Source organism: Aeromonas sp. R10-2 (assembly GCF_040908445.1).
GTDB classification, from domain to species: Bacteria; Pseudomonadota; Gammaproteobacteria; order Enterobacterales; family Aeromonadaceae; genus Aeromonas; species Aeromonas veronii.
In genome coordinates, this window is the sequence record NZ_JBFODS010000063.1 from 47,809 (window position 1) to 69,472 (window position 21,664).

Annotated in this window: 19 protein-coding genes; 7 read left to right on the forward strand and 12 right to left on the reverse strand. The window is 59.7% G+C overall.

Annotated features, from left to right (window positions below; all coding sequences use genetic code 11):
* Nucleotides 1-95: 95 nt before the first annotated feature.
* From dcd to apbC, 3 genes are all read right to left on the reverse strand, one after another.
* Entirely contained in the window at nucleotides 96-677 is a 582-nt protein-coding gene (gene dcd, locus AB5Y97_RS13075) for a dCTP deaminase (RefSeq protein WP_005336719.1), read from the reverse strand.
* 63 nt (nucleotides 678-740) lie between these two features.
* Nucleotides 741-1,385: a uridine kinase gene (udk, locus tag AB5Y97_RS13080; RefSeq protein ID WP_005345570.1), complete on the reverse strand. Its 645-nt coding sequence runs from the start codon at nucleotides 1,383-1,385 to the stop codon at nucleotides 741-743.
* Nucleotides 1,386-1,495: 110 nt separating this feature from the next.
* Nucleotides 1,496-2,578, reverse strand: a complete 1,083-nt coding sequence (gene apbC, locus AB5Y97_RS13085) for an iron-sulfur cluster carrier protein ApbC (protein ID WP_129504018.1) — start codon at nucleotides 2,576-2,578, stop codon at nucleotides 1,496-1,498.
* Nucleotides 2,579-2,764: 186 nt separating this feature from the next.
* Between apbC and metG the strand changes: the two genes are divergently transcribed.
* Nucleotides 2,765-4,798 carry a methionine--tRNA ligase gene (metG, locus tag AB5Y97_RS13090; protein ID WP_201946480.1) on the forward strand — a complete coding sequence of 678 codons (2,034 nt, stop codon included), beginning with the start codon at nucleotides 2,765-2,767 and terminating at the stop codon, nucleotides 4,796-4,798.
* A 136-nt stretch (nucleotides 4,799-4,934) separates the two neighbouring features.
* On the opposite strand, the gene AB5Y97_RS13095 is transcribed toward metG, so the two are convergent.
* Entirely contained in the window at nucleotides 4,935-5,801 is an 867-nt protein-coding gene (locus AB5Y97_RS13095; RefSeq protein ID WP_368158126.1) for a CHAD domain-containing protein, read from the reverse strand.
* Nucleotides 5,802-5,816: 15 nt separating this feature from the next.
* Entirely contained in the window at nucleotides 5,817-6,089 is a 273-nt protein-coding gene (locus AB5Y97_RS13100; protein WP_005345583.1) for an acylphosphatase, read from the reverse strand.
* Between the two features lie 82 nt (nucleotides 6,090-6,171).
* Here AB5Y97_RS13100 and AB5Y97_RS13105 point away from each other — a divergent pair, with 82 nt between their 5' ends.
* The 3 genes from AB5Y97_RS13105 to AB5Y97_RS13115 all read left to right on the forward strand — a co-directional run bounded on the left by AB5Y97_RS13105 (nucleotide 6,172) and on the right by AB5Y97_RS13115 (nucleotide 10,439).
* Entirely contained in the window at nucleotides 6,172-7,602 is a 1,431-nt protein-coding gene (locus tag AB5Y97_RS13105) for a methyl-accepting chemotaxis protein (RefSeq protein WP_101530588.1), read from the forward strand.
* Nucleotides 7,603-7,715: 113 nt separating this feature from the next.
* Nucleotides 7,716-8,909 carry a class I SAM-dependent methyltransferase gene (locus AB5Y97_RS13110; RefSeq protein WP_101530589.1) on the forward strand — a complete coding sequence of 398 codons (1,194 nt, stop codon included), beginning with the start codon at nucleotides 7,716-7,718 and terminating at the stop codon, nucleotides 8,907-8,909.
* 345 nt (nucleotides 8,910-9,254) lie between these two features.
* Nucleotides 9,255-10,439 carry an acyltransferase gene (locus tag AB5Y97_RS13115; RefSeq protein WP_101530590.1) on the forward strand — a complete coding sequence of 395 codons (1,185 nt, stop codon included), beginning with the start codon at nucleotides 9,255-9,257 and terminating at the stop codon, nucleotides 10,437-10,439.
* 34 nt (nucleotides 10,440-10,473) lie between these two features.
* On the opposite strand, the gene AB5Y97_RS13120 is transcribed toward AB5Y97_RS13115, so the two are convergent.
* Complete coding sequence (locus AB5Y97_RS13120) at nucleotides 10,474-10,902, reverse strand: GNAT family N-acetyltransferase (RefSeq protein ID WP_101530591.1); 429 nt, start codon at nucleotides 10,900-10,902, stop codon at nucleotides 10,474-10,476.
* Between the two features lie 405 nt (nucleotides 10,903-11,307).
* Here AB5Y97_RS13120 and selD point away from each other — a divergent pair, with 405 nt between their 5' ends.
* Genes selD through AB5Y97_RS13135 form a run of 3 tightly spaced genes read left to right on the forward strand, consistent with a single transcriptional unit; the run spans nucleotide 11,308 to nucleotide 14,124 of the window.
* Nucleotides 11,308-12,345 (forward strand): selenide, water dikinase SelD, encoded by a 1,038-nt coding sequence (gene selD / locus AB5Y97_RS13125; protein ID WP_101530592.1) that lies wholly within the window; start codon nucleotides 11,308-11,310, stop codon nucleotides 12,343-12,345.
* Entirely contained in the window at nucleotides 12,342-13,457 is a 1,116-nt protein-coding gene (mnmH, locus tag AB5Y97_RS13130) for a tRNA 2-selenouridine(34) synthase MnmH (protein ID WP_101530593.1), read from the forward strand. Before selD ends, mnmH begins: the two co-directional genes overlap by 4 nt.
* A gap of 22 nt (nucleotides 13,458-13,479) precedes the next feature.
* Nucleotides 13,480-14,124: an MBL fold metallo-hydrolase gene (locus AB5Y97_RS13135; RefSeq protein WP_108612377.1), complete on the forward strand. Its 645-nt coding sequence runs from the start codon at nucleotides 13,480-13,482 to the stop codon at nucleotides 14,122-14,124.
* A 186-nt stretch (nucleotides 14,125-14,310) separates the two neighbouring features.
* On the opposite strand, the gene rnd is transcribed toward AB5Y97_RS13135, so the two are convergent.
* The 6 genes from rnd to AB5Y97_RS13165 all read right to left on the reverse strand — a co-directional run bounded on the left by rnd (nucleotide 14,311) and on the right by AB5Y97_RS13165 (nucleotide 21,640).
* Nucleotides 14,311-15,423: a ribonuclease D gene (rnd, locus tag AB5Y97_RS13140; protein ID WP_201946467.1), complete on the reverse strand. Its 1,113-nt coding sequence runs from the start codon at nucleotides 15,421-15,423 to the stop codon at nucleotides 14,311-14,313.
* Between the two features lie 108 nt (nucleotides 15,424-15,531).
* On the reverse strand, nucleotides 15,532-17,208 hold the full coding sequence (gene fadD / locus AB5Y97_RS13145; protein ID WP_100647250.1) for a long-chain-fatty-acid--CoA ligase FadD: 1,677 nt from the start codon (nucleotides 17,206-17,208) through the stop codon (nucleotides 15,532-15,534).
* Nucleotides 17,209-17,406: 198 nt separating this feature from the next.
* Complete coding sequence (locus AB5Y97_RS13150) at nucleotides 17,407-18,285, reverse strand: alpha/beta fold hydrolase (RefSeq protein ID WP_201946465.1); 879 nt, start codon at nucleotides 18,283-18,285, stop codon at nucleotides 17,407-17,409.
* Nucleotides 18,286-18,293: 8 nt separating this feature from the next.
* Nucleotides 18,294-18,809 carry a Slp family lipoprotein gene (locus AB5Y97_RS13155; protein ID WP_182963864.1) on the reverse strand — a complete coding sequence of 172 codons (516 nt, stop codon included), beginning with the start codon at nucleotides 18,807-18,809 and terminating at the stop codon, nucleotides 18,294-18,296.
* A 119-nt stretch (nucleotides 18,810-18,928) separates the two neighbouring features.
* Nucleotides 18,929-19,630 carry a tRNA (adenosine(37)-N6)-threonylcarbamoyltransferase complex dimerization subunit type 1 TsaB gene (gene tsaB, locus AB5Y97_RS13160; RefSeq protein ID WP_182962835.1) on the reverse strand — a complete coding sequence of 234 codons (702 nt, stop codon included), beginning with the start codon at nucleotides 19,628-19,630 and terminating at the stop codon, nucleotides 18,929-18,931.
* Nucleotides 19,631-19,684: 54 nt separating this feature from the next.
* Complete coding sequence (locus AB5Y97_RS13165) at nucleotides 19,685-21,640, reverse strand: ATP-dependent DNA helicase (RefSeq protein WP_151285980.1); 1,956 nt, start codon at nucleotides 21,638-21,640, stop codon at nucleotides 19,685-19,687.
* Between the last annotated feature and the right edge of the window lie 24 nt (nucleotides 21,641-21,664).

The following is a 21,664-nucleotide window of genomic DNA, read 5'->3' on the forward strand; positions in this document are numbered from 1 at the left end:
ATCCGACCAGCACCATCAACTCCATATCCGTTTGATTCCAGATGCAAAAAGGGAGCACCTTGTGCTCCCTCGAATCATTGCCGTGTTGCCAGTTATCAGTCCTGATTGATGCGGCTGGCAACGGCGCCCTGCTGGCTCTTGTACTTGGCATTTTCCCGCTTGTTGTAGGGACGGGCCGCGACGCCCGAGAGCATCTCGAAGTTCAAGGCGCCGATCTTCATCTTCGGACGCAACGCCAGCGGCAGTTTGCCGCCATTGTAGAACTCCAGCACGATGCGACCGGACCAACCCGGATCGATGCGGTGCGCGGTCACGTGCACCATCAAACCCAGGCGCGCCAGTGAAGAGCGGCCATCCAGCCAGCCGACGATATCGGCAGGCAGGGTGACGGATTCGTAGGTCACCGCCAGCGCCAGCTGACCCGGGTGCAGGTAGAAGGCTTCGCCATCGGGGATGTGGATCTCGTCACTCATCACCCGATCGATGGCATCGGCCATCTCGCTGCTCGGGCCGCTCAGGTCGATATAGGGCGCGGTATGATCGCGAAACACCCGAAACTCGTTACCCAGCAGCACATCGACACTGACACCACTGATCCGCTCTACCCCGGGCCGTGGCTCAATGACGATCTTGCCTTCATCCAGATGGCGTTCAATATCGGTATCACACAGACGCATTGGGCGACTCTCCTGACAAATTGTGCTTTTAAAAAAGCCGGGCATCACCCGGCTTGTTTCATCTTAACCAATCAACATGTGGCGAATACGCGCCTTGAGCATGTCGATGGCGATGCGGTTCTTGCCACCACGGGGCACGATCACATCGGCATACTGTTTGGACGGCTCGATAAACTGCAGGAACATCGGACGCACTGTCTTCTGATACTGCTTGAGCACGGAGTCCATGGTACGGCCACGCTCCTGCACATCACGCACCAGACGGCGCAGCAGGCAGATGTCGAGCGGGGTATCCATGAAGATGGAGGCGTCCATCAGATCCCGCAGACGGCTGTCGGTCAGCAGCAGGATCCCTTCCAGAATGATCACCCGGCGCGGGGCAAACGGGGTCACTTCGCTCATCCGGGTGTGTTCGGTGTAGGAGTACTGGGGAATGGCAACCGCGTCACCTTTGACCAGCTGGCTCAGGTGCTGTACCAGCAGGTCGTGATCCAGCGCGTTGGGGTGGTCATAGTTGGTCTTGACCCGCTCTTCCATGGTCAGGTGGGTCTGATCACGGTAGTAGCAATCTTCGGTGATCACACCAATCTGACCTGCGCCCAGTTCGGCCACCAGCTCTTCATAAATGGTCTGGGCTATAAGACTTTTGCCAGACGCAGATGCGCCCGCAATACCGATGATCACACACGAATGTTGAGTATCAGACATGACAAATACCTAAAAGAGAAGAGCAGTGGGGATGGTTTAAACCGATCCATTATATAAAAAAGGGTGGGTCATGCCCACCCTCAATTCCCTTTCAAGTGACCGACCGCCGATTATTCATCCAGCGCCATGGCATAGAGGGGGGTCGCAATCGGTTTTGCGCTGAAAAAGAGTTCAGCACCTACCCTGCGCGCCAGCTTCAAATAGGACTGAGCCAGGCTCCCTTCCGGTGCGCCGAACACCGTCGGGCAGCCATCATCCATGTGTTGGCGGATGTCGATGTGTAGCGGCAACTGGCCAAGCAGCGCCACTTGATACTGTTCTGCCATCTTCTGGCCGCCACCGGTACCGAACAGCGGCTCATGATGACCACAGGCGCTGCAGACGTGGTAGCTCATGTTCTCGATGATGCCGAGCACTGGCACATTGACCTTGTTGAACATGGCGATCCCCTTGCGGGCATCGGCCAGCGCCACATCTTGCGGGGTGGTGACGATCACCGCCGCCGAGGTGGGTACCTGCTGGGCCATGGTGAGCTGGATATCGCCAGTGCCCGGCGGCATGTCGACCACCAGATAATCCACCTCGCCCCAGCGGGTCTCATGGAGGATCTGCGCCAGCGCCTTGCTCGCCATCGGGCCGCGCCAGATGGTGGCATCCTGCTCGGAGACCAGATAGCCGATGCTGTTGCTCTTGAGGCCGCAGGCCATCACCGGCTCCATCAGCTTGCCGTCATGGCTGACCGGGCGCTCCTTGAGGGTGCCCATCATGGTGGGAATGGAAGGGCCATAGATATCGGCATCGAGAATAGCGACCCGCGCACCCTCTTTTTGCAGCGCCAGCGCCAGGTTGACCGCAGTGGTAGATTTGCCCACCCCCCCCTTGCCGGAGGCGACCACGATGATGTTGCGAATGCCCTGCACGGCATTGAGGCCCTGCGCCCGCGGCATGCTGGCGACGTCAATCTCCAGTGCCCAGTCGATACGGGCGGCGCCGGTGGCGCTGCGCAGCCTGGCATCGTAGTTCTCTTTGAGCTGATCGAGCAGCGAGAGACCGGCAAACGGCAATACCAGCCGGATAGTAAGCCCCTGACCCTGATTGATGATCTCGCGAACGAATCCGGCATCCACCAGATCCTTGTGCCAGCCTGCTGGCTTAAATTCGGCGAGGATCTGTTTTACTGAATCAATCACCATTAACTCCTCATTATCTTGTCATTATCTTGAGGTGAACGGTTACCGCACACAAATCAGTGGCTTGCCTGCCATCGTAACAGCAGGTGCTGCCAAGGTTGGCACAGCCACAACCCTAGGCAGGCTACCCCCAATTCGGGTAACATGCACGGCACTCTATCATCCCAACAAGCACATCAAGAACGTAATATGGCAACTGATCCTCGTAAAATGCTGGTAACCTGCGCCCTCCCCTATGCCAATGGCTCCATTCACCTTGGCCACATGCTGGAACATATCCAGGCCGATATCTGGGTTCGTTATCAGCGAATGCGCGGTCATCAGGTGCACTTCATCTGTGCCGATGATGCCCACGGCACCCCGATCATGCTCAAGGCACAGCAGATGGGGATCACCCCGGAAGAGATGATTGCTGCGGTCTCCAAGGAGCACCAGGCTGATTTCGCCGGGTTCAACATCAGCTTTGACAACTATCACTCCACCCACAGCGACGAAAACCGCGAGCTGGCGGAGTTGATCTATGGCCGCCTGAAAAATGGTGGTTTTATCAAGAGCCGCACTATCTCCCAGCTGTTCGATCCGGAAAAATCGATGTTCCTGCCGGATCGTTTCGTCAAGGGTACCTGCCCCAAGTGCAAGTCCCCGGAGCAGTATGGCGACAACTGTGACAGCTGCGGCGCCACCTACAGCCCGACCGAGCTTATCGATCCGAAATCTGCCGTCTCCGGCGCCACTCCGGTCATGAAGGACTCCGAGCACTTCTTCTTCGACCTGCCGCAGTTTGAAAAATGGCTCTCTGAGTGGGTACGCGGCTCTGGCGCCATTCAGGAAGAGATGGCCAACAAGATGCAGGAATGGTTCGAGAGCGGCCTGCAGCAGTGGGACATCACCCGTGACGCCCCCTACTTCGGTTTCGAAATTCCCGGCGCCCCGGGCAAGTACTTCTACGTCTGGCTGGATGCCCCCATCGGCTACATGGCTTCCTTCAAGAACCTGTGCAACAAGCGTGGCGATATCGACTTTGACAGCTACTGGAAAGCGGACTCCGACGCCGAGCTCTACCACTTCATCGGTAAAGATATTGCCTACTTCCACTGCCTGTTCTGGCCGTCCATGCTGGAAGGTGCCAACTTCCGCAAGCCGACCAAGGTCAACGTGCACGGTTATGTGACCGTCAACGGCGCCAAGATGTCCAAGTCCAAGGGCACCTTTATCAAGGCATCCACCTACCTGAACCACCTGGATCCGGAGTGCCTGCGTTACTACTACGCCGCCAAGCTCAACAGCCGCATCGATGATCTGGACTTGAACCTCGATGATTTCGTGCAGCGCGTCAACGCTGACGTGGTCAACAAGCTGGTCAACCTCGCCTCCCGCAACGCCGGCTTTATCGCCAAGCGTTTTGGCGGCAAGCTAGCGGCAACCTGCGCCGAACCCGAACTCTACGCCGAATTCGCCAACGCCCGTACCGCTATTGCGGAAGCCTATGAGAGCCGCGAGTTCAGCCGTGCCATCCGCGAAATCATGGCGCTGGCCGACAAGGCCAACCGCTATGTGGACGACAAGGCGCCCTGGGTCATCGCCAAGCAGGAAGGCGCTGATGCCGAGCTGCAAGCTGTTTGCTCCGTCGGCATCAACCTGTTCCGCGTGCTGATGGCCTACTTGAAGCCTGTCATGCCGCTGCTGGCCGAGCGTGCCGAAGCCTTCCTGGCTGAAACCCTCAGCTGGGATGGCATCGAAATGCCGCTGGTCAATCACACCGTTGCGCCGTTCAAGGCCCTCTTCTCCCGCATCGAGCCGGCGAAGATTGAAGCCATGATCGAGGCATCCAAGGAAGACCTGGCCAAAGAGCAGGCACCGAAAGTGACCGGCCCGCTGGCTGATGACCCCATCAGCGAAACCATCACCTATGACGATTTTGCCAAGATTGACCTGCGCGTCGCGCTGATCAAGAAGGCCGAAGCGGTACCGGAAGCCGAGAAGCTGCTCAAGCTGCAACTGGATATCGGCGGCGAAACCCGTCAGGTGTTTGCCGGTATCAAGTCCGCCTATAACCCGGAAGATCTGGAAGGCAAGCTGACAGTGATGGTGGCCAACCTGGCGCCACGCAAGATGCGTTTCGGCATGTCCGAAGGCATGGTGCTGGCCGCAGGCCCGGGCGGCAAGGATCTCTGGATCCTGGAGCCGCAGGAAGGCGCCCAGCCGGGTATGCGCGTCAAGTAAGCGTATCGCTGACTGCGACCACAGCCAGATAGAGAAGAGAGGCCAAACGGCCTCTCTTTTTTGTCTCACCTGTTTGGCCTGGATAGTTTTTGTAGATGCTGGTCGCGGATGACGTCCGCAGATTGCGGTCTCGGGGCTATCCACCGCTTGACTTGGCGGGCGATACATTTTGTTCTGAATACCTGACCACCCGACTTGCCATGTCATCCATGTTGTGGCCTGCCTGCATCGCCAGTTTGAGCGCCACCAGCTCCGCCTGCTGGCAGTCCAGTTGACGCAATCGGGTGGTGATCTTCCCCTTCAACTGCTGTCGCAGTTTCATCTGCTTGCAGGTGTTCCCCTGCTCTGCTCGCAACCTCCGCCGCCATTGACGCCAATCCTGCAACTGGCCGAGTCGCTCCTGCCAGTGAGTCAGGGTGCTCAACCAGCCGGGATCTCCACTCCCCAGATCCAGCAACAGTTCCACGCCATAACGGGCCTGCTTGATCTCGAGGCGCAGCCGATGCCAGCGGCGCAACTGTTGCTGACGGGAGCTGGCAGATTTTCCAACGCAGGGAATAGGTTCATCGAGAGCGCCCTGCGCCTCATCAAGGCGCAGGGCCAGATGCTGCTGATAGAGCGATGCCAATGCCCGCGCATCCGGCACCTGCGCCACTGCTGCAAGCCAGCGGGCCAGTCGCCTCGACAACAGGGGCACGCGACAGGCCGATTTGTGGGTATTGCCCGTGCTGGCAGGCGGCTTGCCAAAACGCTCGGCGTAGACCTGAGCATCCCGCAGCGCCGAAAGCCGCCCGACCGAGCGCAGCAGACGCCGCTCCAGCTCGGGATGATAGGCGAGTGGTCGCCACAGGGCGAGCAGTGCCAGCAAGCGGCGCGCCGCGATACGGTAGCCATGCACGGCCGGTTCGCTGGCCTCTTCGCGCACCGCTCGCGCCGCCTCCTGATAACGGGCGACCCAGCTTGTTGCCTGAGTCAGCAACAGACTTTCCTTGTCAGCGTCCATCTCGTCCCCGCCCCTTCAGTTGGTGTGAAAGCCCTGGCCGGTGGGCGGCAGCGCCTCTTCATACTCCATCCGGGTCACCCTGGCGGTGCGCGGGCCATGCTCCAGCCAACCCAGCATCATCTGCACCCCCTGCGCGGGGCCGCTGATGAGGATCTCCACCGAGCCATCCTCCAGGTTGTAGGCATGGCCCCGCAAACCCAGTTGCAGCGCCCGCTCACGGGTGAAATAGCGAAATCCCACCCCCTGCACCTGCCCCCACACCCGAATGACAAACGATTGCTCTCCCATTTCTCACACCTTCCGCTTAAGAAAAAAATTCCCGAGACGATAATGTGCCCGACACTCTATCTCTGCAGGATGCAGCTCCATTATGAAAGAAGTTAAATTCCGGTGGGTTGACCGCTATCTCATTCACCTCACCATCAGTGAAAAATTCCATATCGCGTTCTGGTTACCTCTCTTCATCATCGCCTTTCTCAGCTGGTATATGCTGGCGGCCAGCCATCAGCAGGAGATCTCCCTGCGGGTAGCGCAGTTGCAGCAACGGGTCGAGACCACGGCACAGTTGGTCAGCCAGCAGCCCACTCTGGTGTTGCCTGCCGATCTGCGTCTGACCCGGCAAGGCAGCAGCGGGTTGCAGCAGCAAGGAGATCACTACCTCTTTACCGCGCCAGCGGGTCAGGCGGGCTACGTCACCGGTGATCTCGATACCGGCAACCTCTCCATGTGGGAGGGTCAGGGCTCGACCCTGCTCCTCATCGGCGCGCTGGCCGCCCTGATGGCGCTGGTGATCCACTACATGATGACCTTTGTCTCCGGTGCGCTCTACTCCACCAACAAGGCGCTGCAAACCGTGGCGGACGGGGATCTCACCTTCCGCCTCAACTTCTTCCCGGTGCGGGACGAGTTCTCCACCCTGGCGGGCAGCATCGACCGCTTTACCGACCGCCAGCACCAGATCGTCAAACTGGTGGAGGAGTCTGCCGAAGCGCTGACCATGGCCGCCGACGAGTTTCGTGACCATGCCCGCGAAGGCGAGACCATGGCGCGTTCCCAGCGCCAGCACATGGATTCACTGGCCACTGCCATGGAGCAGATGTCGGCAGCGATCCGCGAAGTGGCGCGTAATGCCAACGACACCCTGCAACAAACCCGCCAGTCGAGCGAAGAGGCGGCCAATGGCGCCAACCGGGTAGCCCGCACCATCGAAGCGATCCGCACCCTGGCAGACGAGATTGGCAACGCCTCCGGCGCGGTCGAGCGGCTCACCCACAACGCCAACCGGATCAACGAGGTGGTCAACGTCATCAACGCCATCTCCCAGCAGACCAACCTGCTGGCCCTCAACGCCGCTATCGAAGCGGCCCGGGCCGGTGAGCAGGGTCGCGGCTTTGCGGTGGTAGCGGATGAGGTGCGTACCCTCGCCAGCCGTACCCAGCAGGCGACGGTGGAGATCCAGCAGATGATCGAAGAGCTGCAGACCGGTACTGGCGCGCTGAACGAGATCATGGAGAAAACCGTGGGGCGTGCCGCCAGCAGCCAGCAGCTCATCAGCGAGGTGGGGCTCGATATCGAGAAGCTGAGCAACCACAGCGATGCGGTACTGGAGATGAGTACCCAGATCGCCACCTCCAGCGAAGAGCAGAGCTCGGTCGCCGCCGAGATCACCCACAATCTGGATCAGGTACGCCATGAAGCGGCCCAGGTGGAAGAGTCTGCCAGCGCCTCGGTAGCCGGTACGCAGGGACTTAAAGCCACCGCCAGCGAACTGACCCAGGCACTCAAGGGGATTAAGCTCTGACCGTATTAGGTGTCAGATCAGGGCAACCCCATCCATTACACAGGGTTGTTTGAGTTTTACCTGCGGGCCACATAGAATGTGGCCCCTTTTCTTTCTACCATCGGCAAACATCCATGAGCGCTTCCATCTATCTCGTCAAAGGCCGCGAAAAATCCCTGCTGCGTCGCCACCCCTGGATCTTCTCCAAGGGGATTGAGCGGGTTCAGGGCAACCCCATTGACGGCGATACCGTCGAGATCTATGCCAACGATGGCAAGTGGCTCGCCCGTGGCGCCTGGTCAGGCAGCTCCCAAATCCGTGCCCGGGTCTGGACCTTCGACAAGGATGAAACCGTCGATCTCGACTTCTTTATCCGTCGCCTCAAATATGCGCAAGAGTCTCGCGATCCGCTGATCAAGCGTCAGGGTCTCACCGGCTATCGCCTGTGCGCCGCCGAATCCGACGGCATGCCGGGTCTGACCATCGACCGTTATGCCGATTTTCTGGTGTGCCAGATCCTCTCTGCCGGTGCCGAGTTCCAGCGTGAGCTGATCACGCAAGCACTGCGTACCCTCTACCCAGAGTGCAGCATCTATGAGCGCTCAGATGTGGCAGTGCGCAAGAAGGAAGGACTGAAAGAGCGCACCGGCGTCATCTATGGCGAGACCCCGAGCGAGCCGGTGGTCATCGAAGAGAACGGTGGCGTCAAGATCCTGGTGGATATTCGTAACGGCCACAAAACCGGTTTCTATCTGGATCAGCGTGACAACCGTCAGGCTGCCGCCAAGTACACCGAAGGCAAGCGGGTGCTCAACTGCTTCTGCTACACCGGCGGTTTTGGCGTTTATGCCCTCAAGGGCGGCGCCAAGGAAGTGGTCAACGTCGATCTCTCCCAGAATGCGCTGGATATTGCCCGCCAGAATGCCGAGCTGAACGGGCTGGATACCAGCAACACCCAGTTTGTCCGTCACGACGTGTTCAAGCTGCTGCGGGAATATCGTGAGAAGGGCGAGAAGTTCGATGTCATCGTGCTGGATCCGCCCAAGTTCGCCGAGAGCAAGGCCCAGCTGCTTGGCGCCTGCCGTGGCTACAAGGACATCAATATGCTGGCGTTCCAGCTGCTGGCGCCGGGTGGCGTGCTCTTGACCTACTCCTGCTCCGGCCTGATGGAGCAGAGCCTGTTCCAGAAGATCGTCGCCGATGCGGCGCTCGATGCCGGTCGCGATGCCCAGATCCTGGAGCTGCTCTCCCAGGCCTCCGATCACCCCATCGGTACCGCCTATCCGGAAGGCTTCTACCTCAAGGGTCTGGTGGTACGCGCCCGCTGATCGGCAACCACCCTCCCCTTGTGATCAATCAGGCCCCTTGCGGGCCTGATTGCTTTGCATCGTATGGTGCCTGAGCCTGACGCTCGCCCCGATTCCCCCTCTCTGCTTTATTGGTGTTTCCTCCCCTCCTCTTTTGCTGCCAGCGCCCCACTTCTTCTCTGTTTAAATTACTTTGCACAATAACTGCACATTTATGATTCAAATCACACCCGTATGACTCTCTTTTCCGTAGTGTGATCCCGCCTGCGGCAGACAAGCCGGGGCAACCGACCCGTCAGGAGTGATAGGCGGTACAACAACATAAATCGATGTCAGGCCAAGCTGAACATCACAAGGGATCCCATTATGAATCAATCATTGCCGCTGTTAACGCCGCTGCGGGGCATCGCTGCCCTGATGGTGGTGCTGTTCCATGCCCGCTTGCTGCTCTTTCCCCAATGGATGGAGTCAATCGCAGGCCACACCCAACTCATCGAGAATGGCTACCTCTGGGTCGACTTGTTCTTTATTTTGAGCGGCGTAGTGCTGGCCCATGTCTATGGGGAGGCCTTCACCCACACGCCCCGCACCGTGAGCTATGGCCGTTTTCTCTGGCTGCGGCTGACTCGTGTCTACCCCCTCTATCTGGTGACCCTGCTGTTGCTGGTTAGCTGGGAGCTTTACAAGGCGCGGCACGGGGTGGGCTTCTATGCCGGCCCCTTGTTCAAGATGTGGGAGTGGGAAGGGATGCCGCCTTTCGGCTCCCCCTTCACGCCAGCCGAAGCGCTGCCGAGCGCCTTCCTGCTGCTGCAGGTGGTGACCGATCACGGGTTGACCTGGAACTTCGCCGCCTGGTCGCTGAGCGTAGAGTGGATTAGCTACCTAGTGTTCCCGCTGCTTATTCCGCTGGCGGTGACCCGCAGTCGCTGGAGCCATCTCGTCCCCCTGCTAGCACTGACGGTGCTGGCCTTTATCGTAAACAGTCGCGGCACGCTGGATGTCACCAGTGGGGCGCTGGCGGTGGGACGCGGGGTAAGTGAATTTGTGCTCGGCCTCTGGCTGCTGCCAAGGGCCAAGGCTGCAAAAGGCATGCCCATGATGAAGCGGGATCTGCCGCTCTTGATCGCCTTTGTGCTGCCCTTCGCGCTGATGCAGTTCACCATGACGCCGCAGCTGACACTGCTGCTGATCAGCTCCTACGTGCTGCTGATCTGGATTGCCGCCGCCCAGGGGGAGCGCCGGAGTCCGCTGCTGCGCCTTTTGGATAGCCGCTTCACCAACTGGCTGGGGGATCTCTCCTACTCCATCTACCTGCTCCATGCGCTGGTACTGCTCACCGGCTGTGAGCTCATCCACTATCTGGCGCCGGGGCTCACCGCGTGGTGGTATGCCCAAACCAATCCGCTGTTGGGGGTAGTGGCAACCTTGCTGATGCTGGCGGTGCTGATCGGGCTCTCTTCTTTAAGTTACAACCTGCTGGAGCGACCACTACAACGGCGCCTGCGCCGCTGGGGCAAGTCACGGCAACCGACGCTGGAGCGGGCCGGATAAGTTAATCTCGCCCTGTCTGGATGAGTTGACGGTTTTATGCCAACTCATCCAGTACCAGTTCATCCAGACTGCTCATCACCCAAGCGCTCGGGTGCTGGCTAAATCCGAGCTTGGGGTAGTACGCCACCGCCTGCGGTGCGGCCAGCAGGATCAGCTTGCAGCCGGGCTGCAATTGCAAAAACGTCTCGCGAATAAGGGCTTTGCCAATCCCCTGCCCCTGCACCGACTCGGCCACCGCCAGATCCGAGAGGTAGCAACAAAAATGAAAATCGGTCACTGAGCGGGCCACACCGACCAGGGTCTCGTCCTGCCAGGCGGTGATCAGCAAATTGGCATTATCCAGCATGCCCTGCAGGGTGGCCGGATGGTCCAGCGGCCGTCTCGCCCCCAGCGAGGTCTGCGCCAACAACGCCGCAAACTGTGCCGTGGTGATGGGGTGGTTAACCAAAAATGTGGTGGTCACTAAGCTCTCCTGTTGTAGATCGGCAGTTGCGTGCTGTTGGTCTCTTTGACGTTCTCTTTGCCGCATCTGTACTGCAATCATTCAGTGCGCGCCGGATCCAGACCGATGACAGGCAAGTGAGGGCAATTCCCTGCTGTTTATGTGAATTCCTGTTCGAACCCCAAGGGGCAAATGTGGCATAATGCCCCGTCCTGTGGCCCTTGGCGGGGCTGCGCTGGCGCACCTTGTCGCCCTTTTCTTCCCCGTCCGGCCTGGCGGTCCTTCATAACTGCCAGTCATCGCTGCCCCTGTTGGCACCGAGGCCACCCATATTTGCGGCTTCTTGTCATTCTCTCTACAAGGCCGCCCATTGACCAAGACGGCTCCACAGAGCCTCTGCTCTGTTTGCAAATAAAAGGGGTAAGTATGTCTTCCATTCGTCTGACCCAATACAGCCACGGCGCTGGCTGCGGCTGCAAAATCTCTCCCAAGGTACTCGACACCATCCTCAAGAGCCAGATCCCGGGCTTCAACGACCCGACCCTGATCGTTGGCAACAGCAGCAAGGATGACGCGGCCGTGGTCGATATCGGCAACGGTCAGGGCATTGTCTCCACCACCGACTTCTTCATGCCTATCGTCGATGACCCCTTCACCTTTGGCCGCATCGCCGCCACCAACGCCATCAGCGATATCTACGCCATGGGCGGCAAGCCTATCGTTGCCATCGCCATCCTCGGCTGGCCCATCAATACCCTGCCCGCCGAAGTGGCCCAGCAGGTGATCGACGGCGGCCGTCAGGTGTGCCATGAAGCGGGGATTTCGCTGGCCGGTGGCCACAGCATCGATGCCCCCGAGCCCATCTTCGGCCTCGCGGTGACCGGTATCGTGCCTCTGAATGCCATCAAGCAGAACGACACCGCCAAGGTGGGTGACACCCTCTATCTGACCAAGCCTCTTGGTATCGGTATCCTCACCACCGCCCAGAAGAAGGGCAAGCTCAAGCCGGAACACGAGCAACTGGCCCCCAACGCCATGTGCACCCTCAACAAGATCGGTCAACGCTTTGCCGAGCTGCCGGGGGTTCACGCCATGACCGACGTCACCGGTTTTGGTCTGGCCGGTCACCTGCTGGAGATGTGCGAAGGATCCAATGTCAGCGCCCGTCTCGACTTCAAGGCGCTGCCGCTGCTGGATGAGGTGGATTACTACCTCGCCGAGGGCTGCGTTCCGGGCGGAACCCTGCGCAACCACGACTCCTACGGCCACAAGCTGGATACCATGGACGATCGCACCCGCAACATCATGTGCGACCCGCAAACCAGCGGCGGCCTGCTGGTTGCCGTGGGTAAAGAGAGCGAAGCCGAACTGCTCGCCATCGTGCGCGAAGCTGGGCTAGAACTCTCGCCCATCGGCCAGATCAAGCCCCTTGAGGGCACCCGCTTTATCGAGATTGTCCAATGAGTGAATTGCCACTGGCCACGGACTACGCCCAGATTTTTTTAGGCGATGTGCCGTTGATTGATGTGCGCGCCCCCATCGAGTTCAAGGAGGGGGCCTTCCCCTGCTCGACCAGCCTGCCCTTGATGACAGACGATGAGCGCGCCCAGGTGGGGACCTGCTTCAAGAAGCAGGGTCAGGCCGCCGCCATTGAGCTTGGACACAAGCTGGTGGGGGGAGCAGTACGTGCCGAACGACTCGAAGGCTGGCTGGCGCAGTTGCGCAAGCAGCCCGATGCCCTGCTCTACTGCTTTCGCGGCGGCCTGCGCTCGCAAACCGTACAACAGTGGCTGGCTGAAGCGGGGGTGACTCGCCCCCGCGTCGCCGGTGGCTACAAGGAGCTGCGCCGCTTCCTGATCGACACCCAGGACAAGGCCTCTGCCGAGTGCCGCTGGACTGTGCTGACCGGCATGACCGGCTCCGGCAAGACCCATATGCTGGACCACGTGGCCCAGGCGCTCGATCTGGAAGGACACGCCCATCACAGGGGCTCGTCGTTTGGTCAGCTGCCCGGCGGCCAGCCCAGCAACATCAACTTTGAAAACAACATGGCCATCGAACTGCTCAAGCGCCGCCATCAGGGCGAGCATGCCTTCGTAGTCGAGGACGAGAGCCGCCTGATTGGCCGCTGCTGCCTGCCCCTCTCCCTCCATGAGGCCATGAGTCAGGCACCGCTGGTGGTGGTAGATGTACCGCAGATCGATCGCGCCGAGCAGATCCGCGAAGATTACGTGCACGATCTCTGGCTGCGCTATCAAGCCATGTATGGCCAAGAAGAGGGATGGCCGCTGTTTGCCGCCTACCTCACCGATGCGTTGGCCCGTCTCAAGCGCCGTCTCGGCGATCAGGCCCACCGTGAGCTGGATGCCCTGATGCAGACCGCCCTCACCGAGCAGGAAAAAAGCGGCGATACCGCGCTGCATCTGGCCTGGATCACCTTGCTGCTGACCCGCTACTACGACCCCATGTATCTCTACCAGCTTGGCAACAAGCAGGAGCGCATCGTGTTTCGCGGTGACAAACAGGCCTGTCTCGACTATTTCGCCGAGCAGCATGCCAGCGCGCTGCGCGGCTGACCCATCCCAAGCGAGGAACTCTATGTTGAAATTCGAGGTGATCCCGGTCACCCAGTTCGCCCAGAACTGCTCCCTCATCTGGTGTGACGAGACCCATCAGGCGGCCCTGATCGATCCGGGCGGCGAAGCGGACAAACTGCTGGCCGCCATCGCCAAACGCGGCCTGACCCTGACTCACATCCTGCTGACCCACGGTCATCTGGATCATGTGGGTGCCGCCGCCGAGCTGCGGGAAAAAACCGGCGTCGCCATTACCGGCCCCCACAAGGAGGACGCCTTCTGGCTCGACATGCTGCCCCAGCAGAGCCAGATGTTCGGCTTCGCCCATACCCCCGCGTTCACACCGGATCGCTGGCTTGAGCAGGGTGACAAGGTGCAGCTTGGCCAGTGCGAGCTGGATGTCTACTTCTGCCCCGGCCACACCCCGGGCCATATCGTGCTGCTCTCCCAAGCCGAGCAGCTTGCCTGGGTTGGCGATGTGCTGTTTGCCGGCAGCATAGGCCGTACCGACTTCCCCCGTGGCGATCACGCCACTTTGATCAAGTCGATCACCGAGACCCTGCTGCCGCTGGGTGACGAAATCGTCTTTATCCCGGGCCACGGCCCCAGCTCCACCTTCGGTCGCGAGAAGGTGAGCAACCCCTACCTGACCCAGCCTATCTGGTGATCAAAAAAGGCAGCGGTGTTCCGCTGCCTTTTCTTTTTCATTCTTTTTCATTTTCCATTCCGAGCCATCTGGCCGCTCGCTGATTCGTCGTTATCCCCAGACCGGCATGCCCGTTTGTTTCTCTCGCCCAATAAAAATCCCCACCCGGGGGTGAGGATTGATTTATGGGTTCAGCACTCTGGTGGCTTATTGTGCCAGCAGGTGACCGACCAGCTCATGACGCCACCCTTGCAGCAGCATGGGTTTGTCGCTGCGGGCCCGCTCTTCGTCGTTCATCCGCCAGCTCCAGGTGAAGTACTGGTGAATGATCTTCTTGCTGGCAATCAGCTCGGGCGGAATATTGCTCGCCTTGGCCTTCTCTTCCACCATGGCTTTGATGCGCTTGAGCTCGCCCTTGTACTGGGGGAAGTCGACCAGCCGACGAATGGGCTCGGGCCAGCTGTCAGGATCGCTCTGCTGCGCCTTGGCGACGATATCGAGCATCCGCTTGCCGTGGATCTTGATCTCGATGGGCGATAGGCCGAGCTCGTTGAGATCCCGCAGGGAGGCAGGACGACGCTCTGCCACCTTGAACAGGTGCAGCTCTTTGACCACGAAGTTGAGGGCCAGATCGCGGCGCACCGCCTCTTGCTGGCGCCAGGCGGCCAGCTCGCGCAGAATGGCGAGCTCGCGGCGACCCAGTTGCCAGGCGTTGACGATGTCAAGATATGCCTGACGGGGATCGCTACCCTGGGTCTTGCGGGCGGAGTGGTTTTGGCACTCCTGCTCGAACCAGGCAAACTTGCCGCTTTCCCGCAGTTTGGCCATCACTTTCTCGTAGAGCGGCATCAGGTAGAAGACATCCGCTGCCGCGTATTCGAGCTGACGTGGCGTAAGCGGGCGGGCCAGCCAATCGGTGCGCGCCTGATCTTTTTCCAGCTCGACCCCAAGGAATTCGTTCACCAGCGCACCAAAGCCGACCGAGACGCCGTAACCGAGAAAGGCGGTTGCCAGCTGGGTGTCGTGCATCTGGTTGGGCAGGTGGCCCGCCTGATGCTGGATAAGCTCCAGATCTTCGCCAGAGGCGTGCAGGATGGCGATCTGCCCTTCCCTGCCCAGTCGCAGCCAGAGGGCGGAGAGATCCAGCGTCAGCGGATCCAGCAGTGCCAGATGCTCGCCGTCATAGATCTGGAACAGGCCAAGCTGGGGGTAGTAGGTACGGGTGCGAACGAATTCAGTATCGATAGCCAGGGGAACGTCGGCCAGAGAAGCGAGATACTGCTCAAGTTCGGCTTGCTGAGTGATAAGTTGATAGTGCATCTGTGCCTGCGCGGTTGATCAGGGCCAAAAAGAAAAAACCGTGGGATGACCCACGGTTTTGCATAACGACGGTGCTGGTTTGCAGAGGCTTCTGCAGCCGCAGTCCGGTTATTGCTTGGCAATCTCCTCGTCGCGCAGTACGCGGCGCAGGATCTTGCCCACATTGGTCTTGGGAAGTTCGTCACGAAATTCTACCAGTTTCGGCACCTTATAGGCAGTCAGATGTTTGCGGCAGTGAGCAATAATCTCGTCCTCCTGCAATTTTGCATCTTTCTTGACCACAAAGATCTTCACCAACTCGCCGGAGACCTTGTGCGGCACACCCACGGCGGCCACTTCCAGCACTTTCGGGTGCAGGGCAACGACATCTTCGATCTCGTTCGGATAGACGTTGAAACCGGAGACCAAGATCATGTCCTTCTTGCGGTCAACGATCTTGAAGAAGCCCTGCTCGTCGCACACGGCGATATCACCGGTACAGAGCCAGCCATCCTGCATCACTTCGGCTGTCGCCTCGGGGCGCTGCCAGTAGCCCACCATCACCTGCGGGCCACGAACCTGCATTTCGCCCGGGGTGCCGAGGGCGTGGATCACCTGACCGTTGTCATCTACCAGACGGATCTCGGTAGAGCAGACCGGCAAACCGATGGAGCCGTTGTAGTCGGTCAGATCGTAGGGGCAGACACTCACCAGTGGCGAACATTCGGTCAGGCCATAGCCTTCCAGCAGCGGAGTGTCGGTCAGTGTCTTCCACTTCTCCGCGACCGCGCGCTGCACCGCCATGCCGCCACCGATGGTCAGCTTGAGCTTGTCAAAGGAGATCCCCTGAAACTCTTCGTTGTTGACCAGCGCATTGAACAGGGTGTTGACCCCGGTAATGCAGGTAAAGGGGTACTTCTTGATCTCTTTTACAAAACCCGGGATGTCGCGCGGGTTACTGATCAGCAGGTTGTAACCACCGATGCGCATAAAGAGCAGGCAGTTCACGGTCAGGGCAAAGACGTGATAGAGCGGCAGCGCGGTGACCACGAACTCCTTGCCGCGCTCCAGCATGGGGCCGTAGACGCCGAGGCACTGCTCGACGTTGGCAATCATGTTGCGATGGGTCAGCATGGCCCCTTTGGAGAGGCCGGTGGTGCCACCGGTGTACTGCAGGAAGGCGAGATCGTCGTTGGTGATCTCCGGCTTGATGTACTGCAGGAAACGCCCCTTGGAGAGGGCCTGACGCATGGTAGTGGCGTGGGGCAGATTGTATTTCGGCACCAGCTTCTTGACGTACTTGACCACGAAGTTGACCAGGGTGCCCTTGGCCAGCCCCAGGTTGTCCCCCATCCGGGTCAGGATAACGTGCTTGATCGGGGTGTCGTAGACCACCTTTTCCAGGGTATGGGCGAAGTTGGAGACGATAACGATGGCTTTGGCACCGGAATCTTTGAGCTGGTGCTCCAGCTCACGCGGGGTATAGAGCGGGTTGACGTTGACCACTATCATGCCGGCGCGCAGGATGCCAAACACGGCGATGGGATATTGCAGCAGGTTAGGCATCATCACCGCAACCCGATCACCTTTCTCCAATTTCAGCTCGTTTTGCAGGTAGGCAGCAAAGGCGCGGGACTGCTCTTCCAGTCGGCGGTAGGTGATGGTTTGGCCCATGTTGACGAAGGCGGGCTGATCGGCAAACTGGGTCACCGAGGATTCGAACATCTCGACCAGGGAGCTGTATTGGTCTGGATTGATCTCGGCGGGGACCCCTTCCGGATAACGTTTCAGCCAGACTTTTTCCACAAACTTCTCCTGCATAACTAGCACCTGTGCGCTCACTGTGTTGCCTCCGTCCCGGTTCACATCCATTTTAATCGGTTGTTTTAAGCTGATGCTCTAATGCCGCACATATTTACACAGCGCAACATCAATTAACAGCAAATTAACAACAGAAAAATGTGAGGGAGAAAACAAACCTGGAATTATTGAAAGCTGGCGATTCTACCGAACTTGACAAAACTTTACGATACAAACGGCCGTATCAACCGAATTTTCCATATGAAAATGGTGGTTTCCACCCAATATGACCCGTTCGATCTGCTGGAAGGCATCCTGACGGGCCTGCCATTGGGCTTCAAGCGCAGCAAAGCCCTGCTCCCCCTGAATCAACAGCACAGGACAACGGATAGCCGCCATCAGCGCCCGGGCTTGCCCTTCGCTCATTCTCAGGGGTGAAAGATCCCGCAAACGGGGATCGCTGCGCCAATGCCAGCGCCCTGCCCGCTCTTCAAGCTGCCGCTCACAGATAAGACGCGCCGACTGCGGCGTGATATCCGCCACTTTGCAACGGGCGGCGACAGCTTCATCGATGGAGACAAAGCCGTTGGCATTGCGCTCCCGGGTGCGACTGCGGTTTAAAATCGCACGTCGCAGCTGGGCAGCTACCTCCTCATCGGGCTGGCTCAGCGGCCCCAACCCCTCCAGCATGATCAACCGCTCCACCTGTTCGGGAAACACCCCGGCATAGGCGGAGGCGATCAACGCCCCGAGGGAGTGACCGAGCAGGGAGAAACGCGACCAGCCGGCCGCCCGCACGATCTGGTAGAGATCGTCCAGCCAGTCGACAAAGACATAAGGGGTGGTTTTGTGATCGGAGTGACCATGTCCCGGCAGATCGACACAGATGAGGTGAAAATCCCCCAGATGCGGCGCCAGCGGCAAGAAGCTGGCACTGTTGTCGAGCCAGCCATGCAGGGCGATCAGCAGGGGTTTGCCCTGCTGAGCCTGATCCGCGAGTTGATTCTCAAGCAGGGCCACCTGCCGACCATCTGCCAAGGTGAGCAGACGTTCGTGCAGAGTGCTTTTGATGCTGTTGATCATGGCAAGCCTTAACGACGCAGCGGCCGTCTCGGCCAGAAGGGATCATAGAAGGGGTCGTAGAAGTAGGGGTCCATATAGCGCACCTCCACCTCCTTGAATGGCGGCCACAGCTTGCTGCCCGTCACATTGAGCACCGAGAAGCGGTACTTGTGCTCGCCAATCTGGCTATCAACCGGTTGGCCTATGGTACCAAGCACCGTCAGACTGCGCCCCTTGGCGTAGAGGGTTGGATCGACAAAACCCTTCATGATGGCCAGAAAACGGCCCGGACTCTGCTCGGTCTGCTCCGGCACACCGTTGGACTTGAGCGGCAGATAGACCACTTCAATAACGCTCTGATCCGCCTTGTTGTGCACCGCCGAGATAACGCCGCTCCAGCGCGCCGGCTTGCCCTCCATTCCGCCAAGGGCGGGCTGATAGGCCACCAGCTGGTTTTCTGGCTCATAGGCCAGCTCCTTGGGAACCGAGCTGCAGGCCCCGAGCAGCAGAGCCAGCACCCCGACCACCATAGTGCGTTTCATCATATCGCTTCTGGTATTACGCATCATGTCACTCTCCTGTTGCCAGCGTGGCCTGTCGGGGCCACCCGCTTTTATTGCAGCTGATGAGCGGCAAGAGCGACATGCTGTCAGTGCTCCTGCCCTTATTCGCGACCCGGCAGTTTTTTCCAGGTCACCTTGTCACGCAAATAAACCGGCGTTGCTTGTTCAACCGGTACCGCCTCCCCCGCCAGCCAGGCGGCGCGGGCCAGCGGCAACATATCTTCTGCCGCCGGGAAACGCACCTGGCTCACCTCCAGCTCATCGGCCAGACCACTCAGGGTCTCGCCATAGGTCTCAAAACCAGTGCCGACGCAGGTCACAGGGCCCGCCAGCTTGCCACGGGCGTCAACCAGCGCCGCGGGCTCGCTCACCACCTCATCCCCCACCAGCTGCATGCGGCCATCGATCAGCTCATAGCGGCCGAAATAGACCTCGTTCATCCGCGCATCGATGGCGGTCAGCACCTGCTGGGCGCCATCCAGTCGATAGGCGCCTTGCGCCATGGCGGCCAGGGTCGAGATACCAATCAGCGGCACACCCGCACCAAACGCCAGACCTTGCGCCACACTGATGCCGATCCGCACGCCAGTAAAGGAGCCCGGGCCGCGACCGAACGCGATGGCATCGAGGTCACTCAAACTTATCCCGGCATCCTCTAACACAGCCTGAACCATGGGCAGAATTTTTCGGGTGTGATCCCGTGGCGCCTCCTCCCAGCGGGAGAACAGCTTGTCACCCACCTGCAAGGCGGCGGAGCAGGCTTCGGTGGCGGTATCAACGGCCAGGATCTTCAACTCGTTCATGCTTTCCAATCTCTATAAAATCAGTCAATTACATAACCGGCAAGCGAGATATGCTCACCCGTTGTTCAAATCTGTTAGCTGACGGCACACTTGTTCACCGCGTTCAGTGCGATCGAAAAAACTCCCCAGCGTTCCCAACTCCCGGGTACGGGGGATGGCAGGCAGACTCTTGATAAAGGTGGCGCCGTAAGGCTTGTTGACCATTCGTGGATCACAGATCACCAGCACGCCGTGATCAGTGCGATCACGAATAAGCCGCCCCACCCCCTGCTTGAGGGCAATCACCGCCTTGGGCAACTGCAGCTCGGCGAAGGGATCACCCCCCTTGAGCTTGCAATCATCCACCCGCGCCTTGAGCAGCGGATCATCGGGGCTGGCAAACGGCAGCTTGTCGATGATAACACACGACAACGCCGCCCCTCGTACGTCGATCCCCTCCCAGAAACTGCTGGTCGCCACCAGCACGGCACGGCCATTCTCGACAAACTCCTTGAGCAACCGCTGCTTGTTGTCCTCCCCCTGCAGCAAGACGGTGCGGCCAATCTCCCGGCGCAGCACCTCGGCCACCTGACGCATCACCTGATGGCTGGTGCAGAGGAAGAAACAGCCCCCCGGTGTCTTGTTGATAAGCGGGATCATCAGATTGGCCAGCTGCTCGCCACGGCCAAAGGCGTTGGGCTCCGGTAGATAACGGGGCACACAGAGCCGCGCCTGCTCGCCATAGTCGAACGGGCTGTCGAGAATAAGCTCGGCGCTGCCCGCCAGCCCCAGCTCGGCCTTGAAGTGATCAAACCGCATATCCACCGTCAGGGTGGCGGAGGTGAAGACCCAGGCCACTTCCGGTCTTTGCACCTCGGCACTGAATCGCTCGGCCACCGAAAGCGGCGTCAGATTGAGGGTGAAATGAAGCCGCGAGCAGTCATACCAGTAGGAGAAACCGGTCTGGTTGACCGCCAGCACTTCACCCAGGCGAGTGCGCAGTTCACTAATACGCTCGAAGGCGTGATCCAGCTGCTCGCCCCGGCCGAGAGCCAGTTTCAGCACCTCGTAGCAGAGCCCGATGGCATCGTTGAGACGAGCCAAAGCCTGCCCCCAGAGCGGCTGGCGCAACATGTCGCGGGTATTGCCGCGACCGCCATCCACCCCGAAGGCGAGACGCAGATCCTGACTGGCGATAGCGAGCCGGTCCGCCGCCTTGCCGAGCTGGGCCATGTCGTGGGCCTCTGCCCGATAGGCCAGCTGGATATCCTGCGCCAGATCCTGAATCGTTCGGCTGCCTACCGACTTACCGAAGTAGTTGGTGGCGATCTCCGGCAGCTGATGGGCTTCATCAAACACATAGACTTGTGCTTCCGGCACCAACTCGCCAAATCCCGTGTCTTTCACCGCCATATCGGCGAAGAAGAGGTGGTGGTTGATCACCACCACCTGGGCATCCATGGCGCGGCGACGAGCCACCACCAGATGGCAGTCGTCGTAATAGGGGCAGTCGCGACCGAGACAGTTATCGTTGGTGCTGGTGACGTGGGCGAGGATCTCGGCGTTCTCCTGCAATCCTGGAATATCCCCCACATCGCCGTTATCGGTAGCAGTGGACCAGGATTTGACCTTCACCAGATCGTTGAGAATTTCAGGCTTTTGCAGATGGGATTCGCTCAAGAGCCGGTTCATCCGCTCGATGCAGAGATAGTTGCTGCGCCCTTTGAGCAAGGCCACCGGCGGGGTGTAGGAGAGCGCCCCTGTGATGGTCGGGAGATCCCGATAGAAGAGCTGCTCCTGCAGGTTCTTGGAGCCGGTGCTGATCACCACCCGCTTGCCGGACTCCAGCGCAGGCACCAAATAGGCGTAGGTCTTGCCGGTACCGGTCCCCGCCTCCACCAGCAGACGGCCACCACTTTTGATGGCGCGCGCGACCGCTTCGGCCATCTCCAGTTGGGGAGCGCGGGCTTTGAAACCGTCGATATGGCTGGCCAGAGGGCCATCTGGCTTGAACAGGGTCTGGATGGTCAAAAGGGCGTCCCGCAGCAAAAGCGG

Excerpts from the sequence above, each read along its gene's own strand:
- AB5Y97_RS13155 (WP_182963864.1), bottom strand. The coding sequence starts at position 18,809 with ATGATGAAACGCACTATGGTGGTCGGGGTGCTGGCTCTGCTGCTCGGG.
- selD (WP_101530592.1), top strand. The coding sequence starts at position 11,308 with ATGTCTTCCATTCGTCTGACCCAATACAGCCACGGCGCTGGCTGCGGC.
- AB5Y97_RS13135 (WP_108612377.1), top strand. The coding sequence starts at position 13,480 with ATGTTGAAATTCGAGGTGATCCCGGTCACCCAGTTCGCCCAGAACTGC.
- apbC (WP_129504018.1), bottom strand. The coding sequence starts at position 2,578 with ATGGTGATTGATTCAGTAAAACAGATCCTCGCCGAATTTAAGCCAGCA.
- AB5Y97_RS13100 (WP_005345583.1), bottom strand. The coding sequence starts at position 6,089 with ATGGGAGAGCAATCGTTTGTCATTCGGGTGTGGGGGCAGGTGCAGGGG.
- AB5Y97_RS13115 (WP_101530590.1), top strand. The coding sequence starts at position 9,255 with ATGAATCAATCATTGCCGCTGTTAACGCCGCTGCGGGGCATCGCTGCC.
- AB5Y97_RS13110 (WP_101530589.1), top strand. The coding sequence starts at position 7,716 with ATGAGCGCTTCCATCTATCTCGTCAAAGGCCGCGAAAAATCCCTGCTG.
- metG (WP_201946480.1), top strand. The coding sequence starts at position 2,765 with ATGGCAACTGATCCTCGTAAAATGCTGGTAACCTGCGCCCTCCCCTAT.
- mnmH (WP_101530593.1), top strand. The coding sequence starts at position 12,342 with ATGAGTGAATTGCCACTGGCCACGGACTACGCCCAGATTTTTTTAGGC.
- AB5Y97_RS13105 (WP_101530588.1), top strand. The coding sequence starts at position 6,172 with ATGAAAGAAGTTAAATTCCGGTGGGTTGACCGCTATCTCATTCACCTC.
- AB5Y97_RS13150 (WP_201946465.1), bottom strand. The coding sequence starts at position 18,285 with ATGATCAACAGCATCAAAAGCACTCTGCACGAACGTCTGCTCACCTTG.
- rnd (WP_201946467.1), bottom strand. The coding sequence starts at position 15,423 with ATGCACTATCAACTTATCACTCAGCAAGCCGAACTTGAGCAGTATCTC.
- dcd (WP_005336719.1), bottom strand. The coding sequence starts at position 677 with ATGCGTCTGTGTGATACCGATATTGAACGCCATCTGGATGAAGGCAAG.
- AB5Y97_RS13095 (WP_368158126.1), bottom strand. The coding sequence starts at position 5,801 with ATGGACGCTGACAAGGAAAGTCTGTTGCTGACTCAGGCAACAAGCTGG.
- udk (WP_005345570.1), bottom strand. The coding sequence starts at position 1,385 with ATGTCTGATACTCAACATTCGTGTGTGATCATCGGTATTGCGGGCGCA.
- tsaB (WP_182962835.1), bottom strand. The coding sequence starts at position 19,630 with ATGAACGAGTTGAAGATCCTGGCCGTTGATACCGCCACCGAAGCCTGC.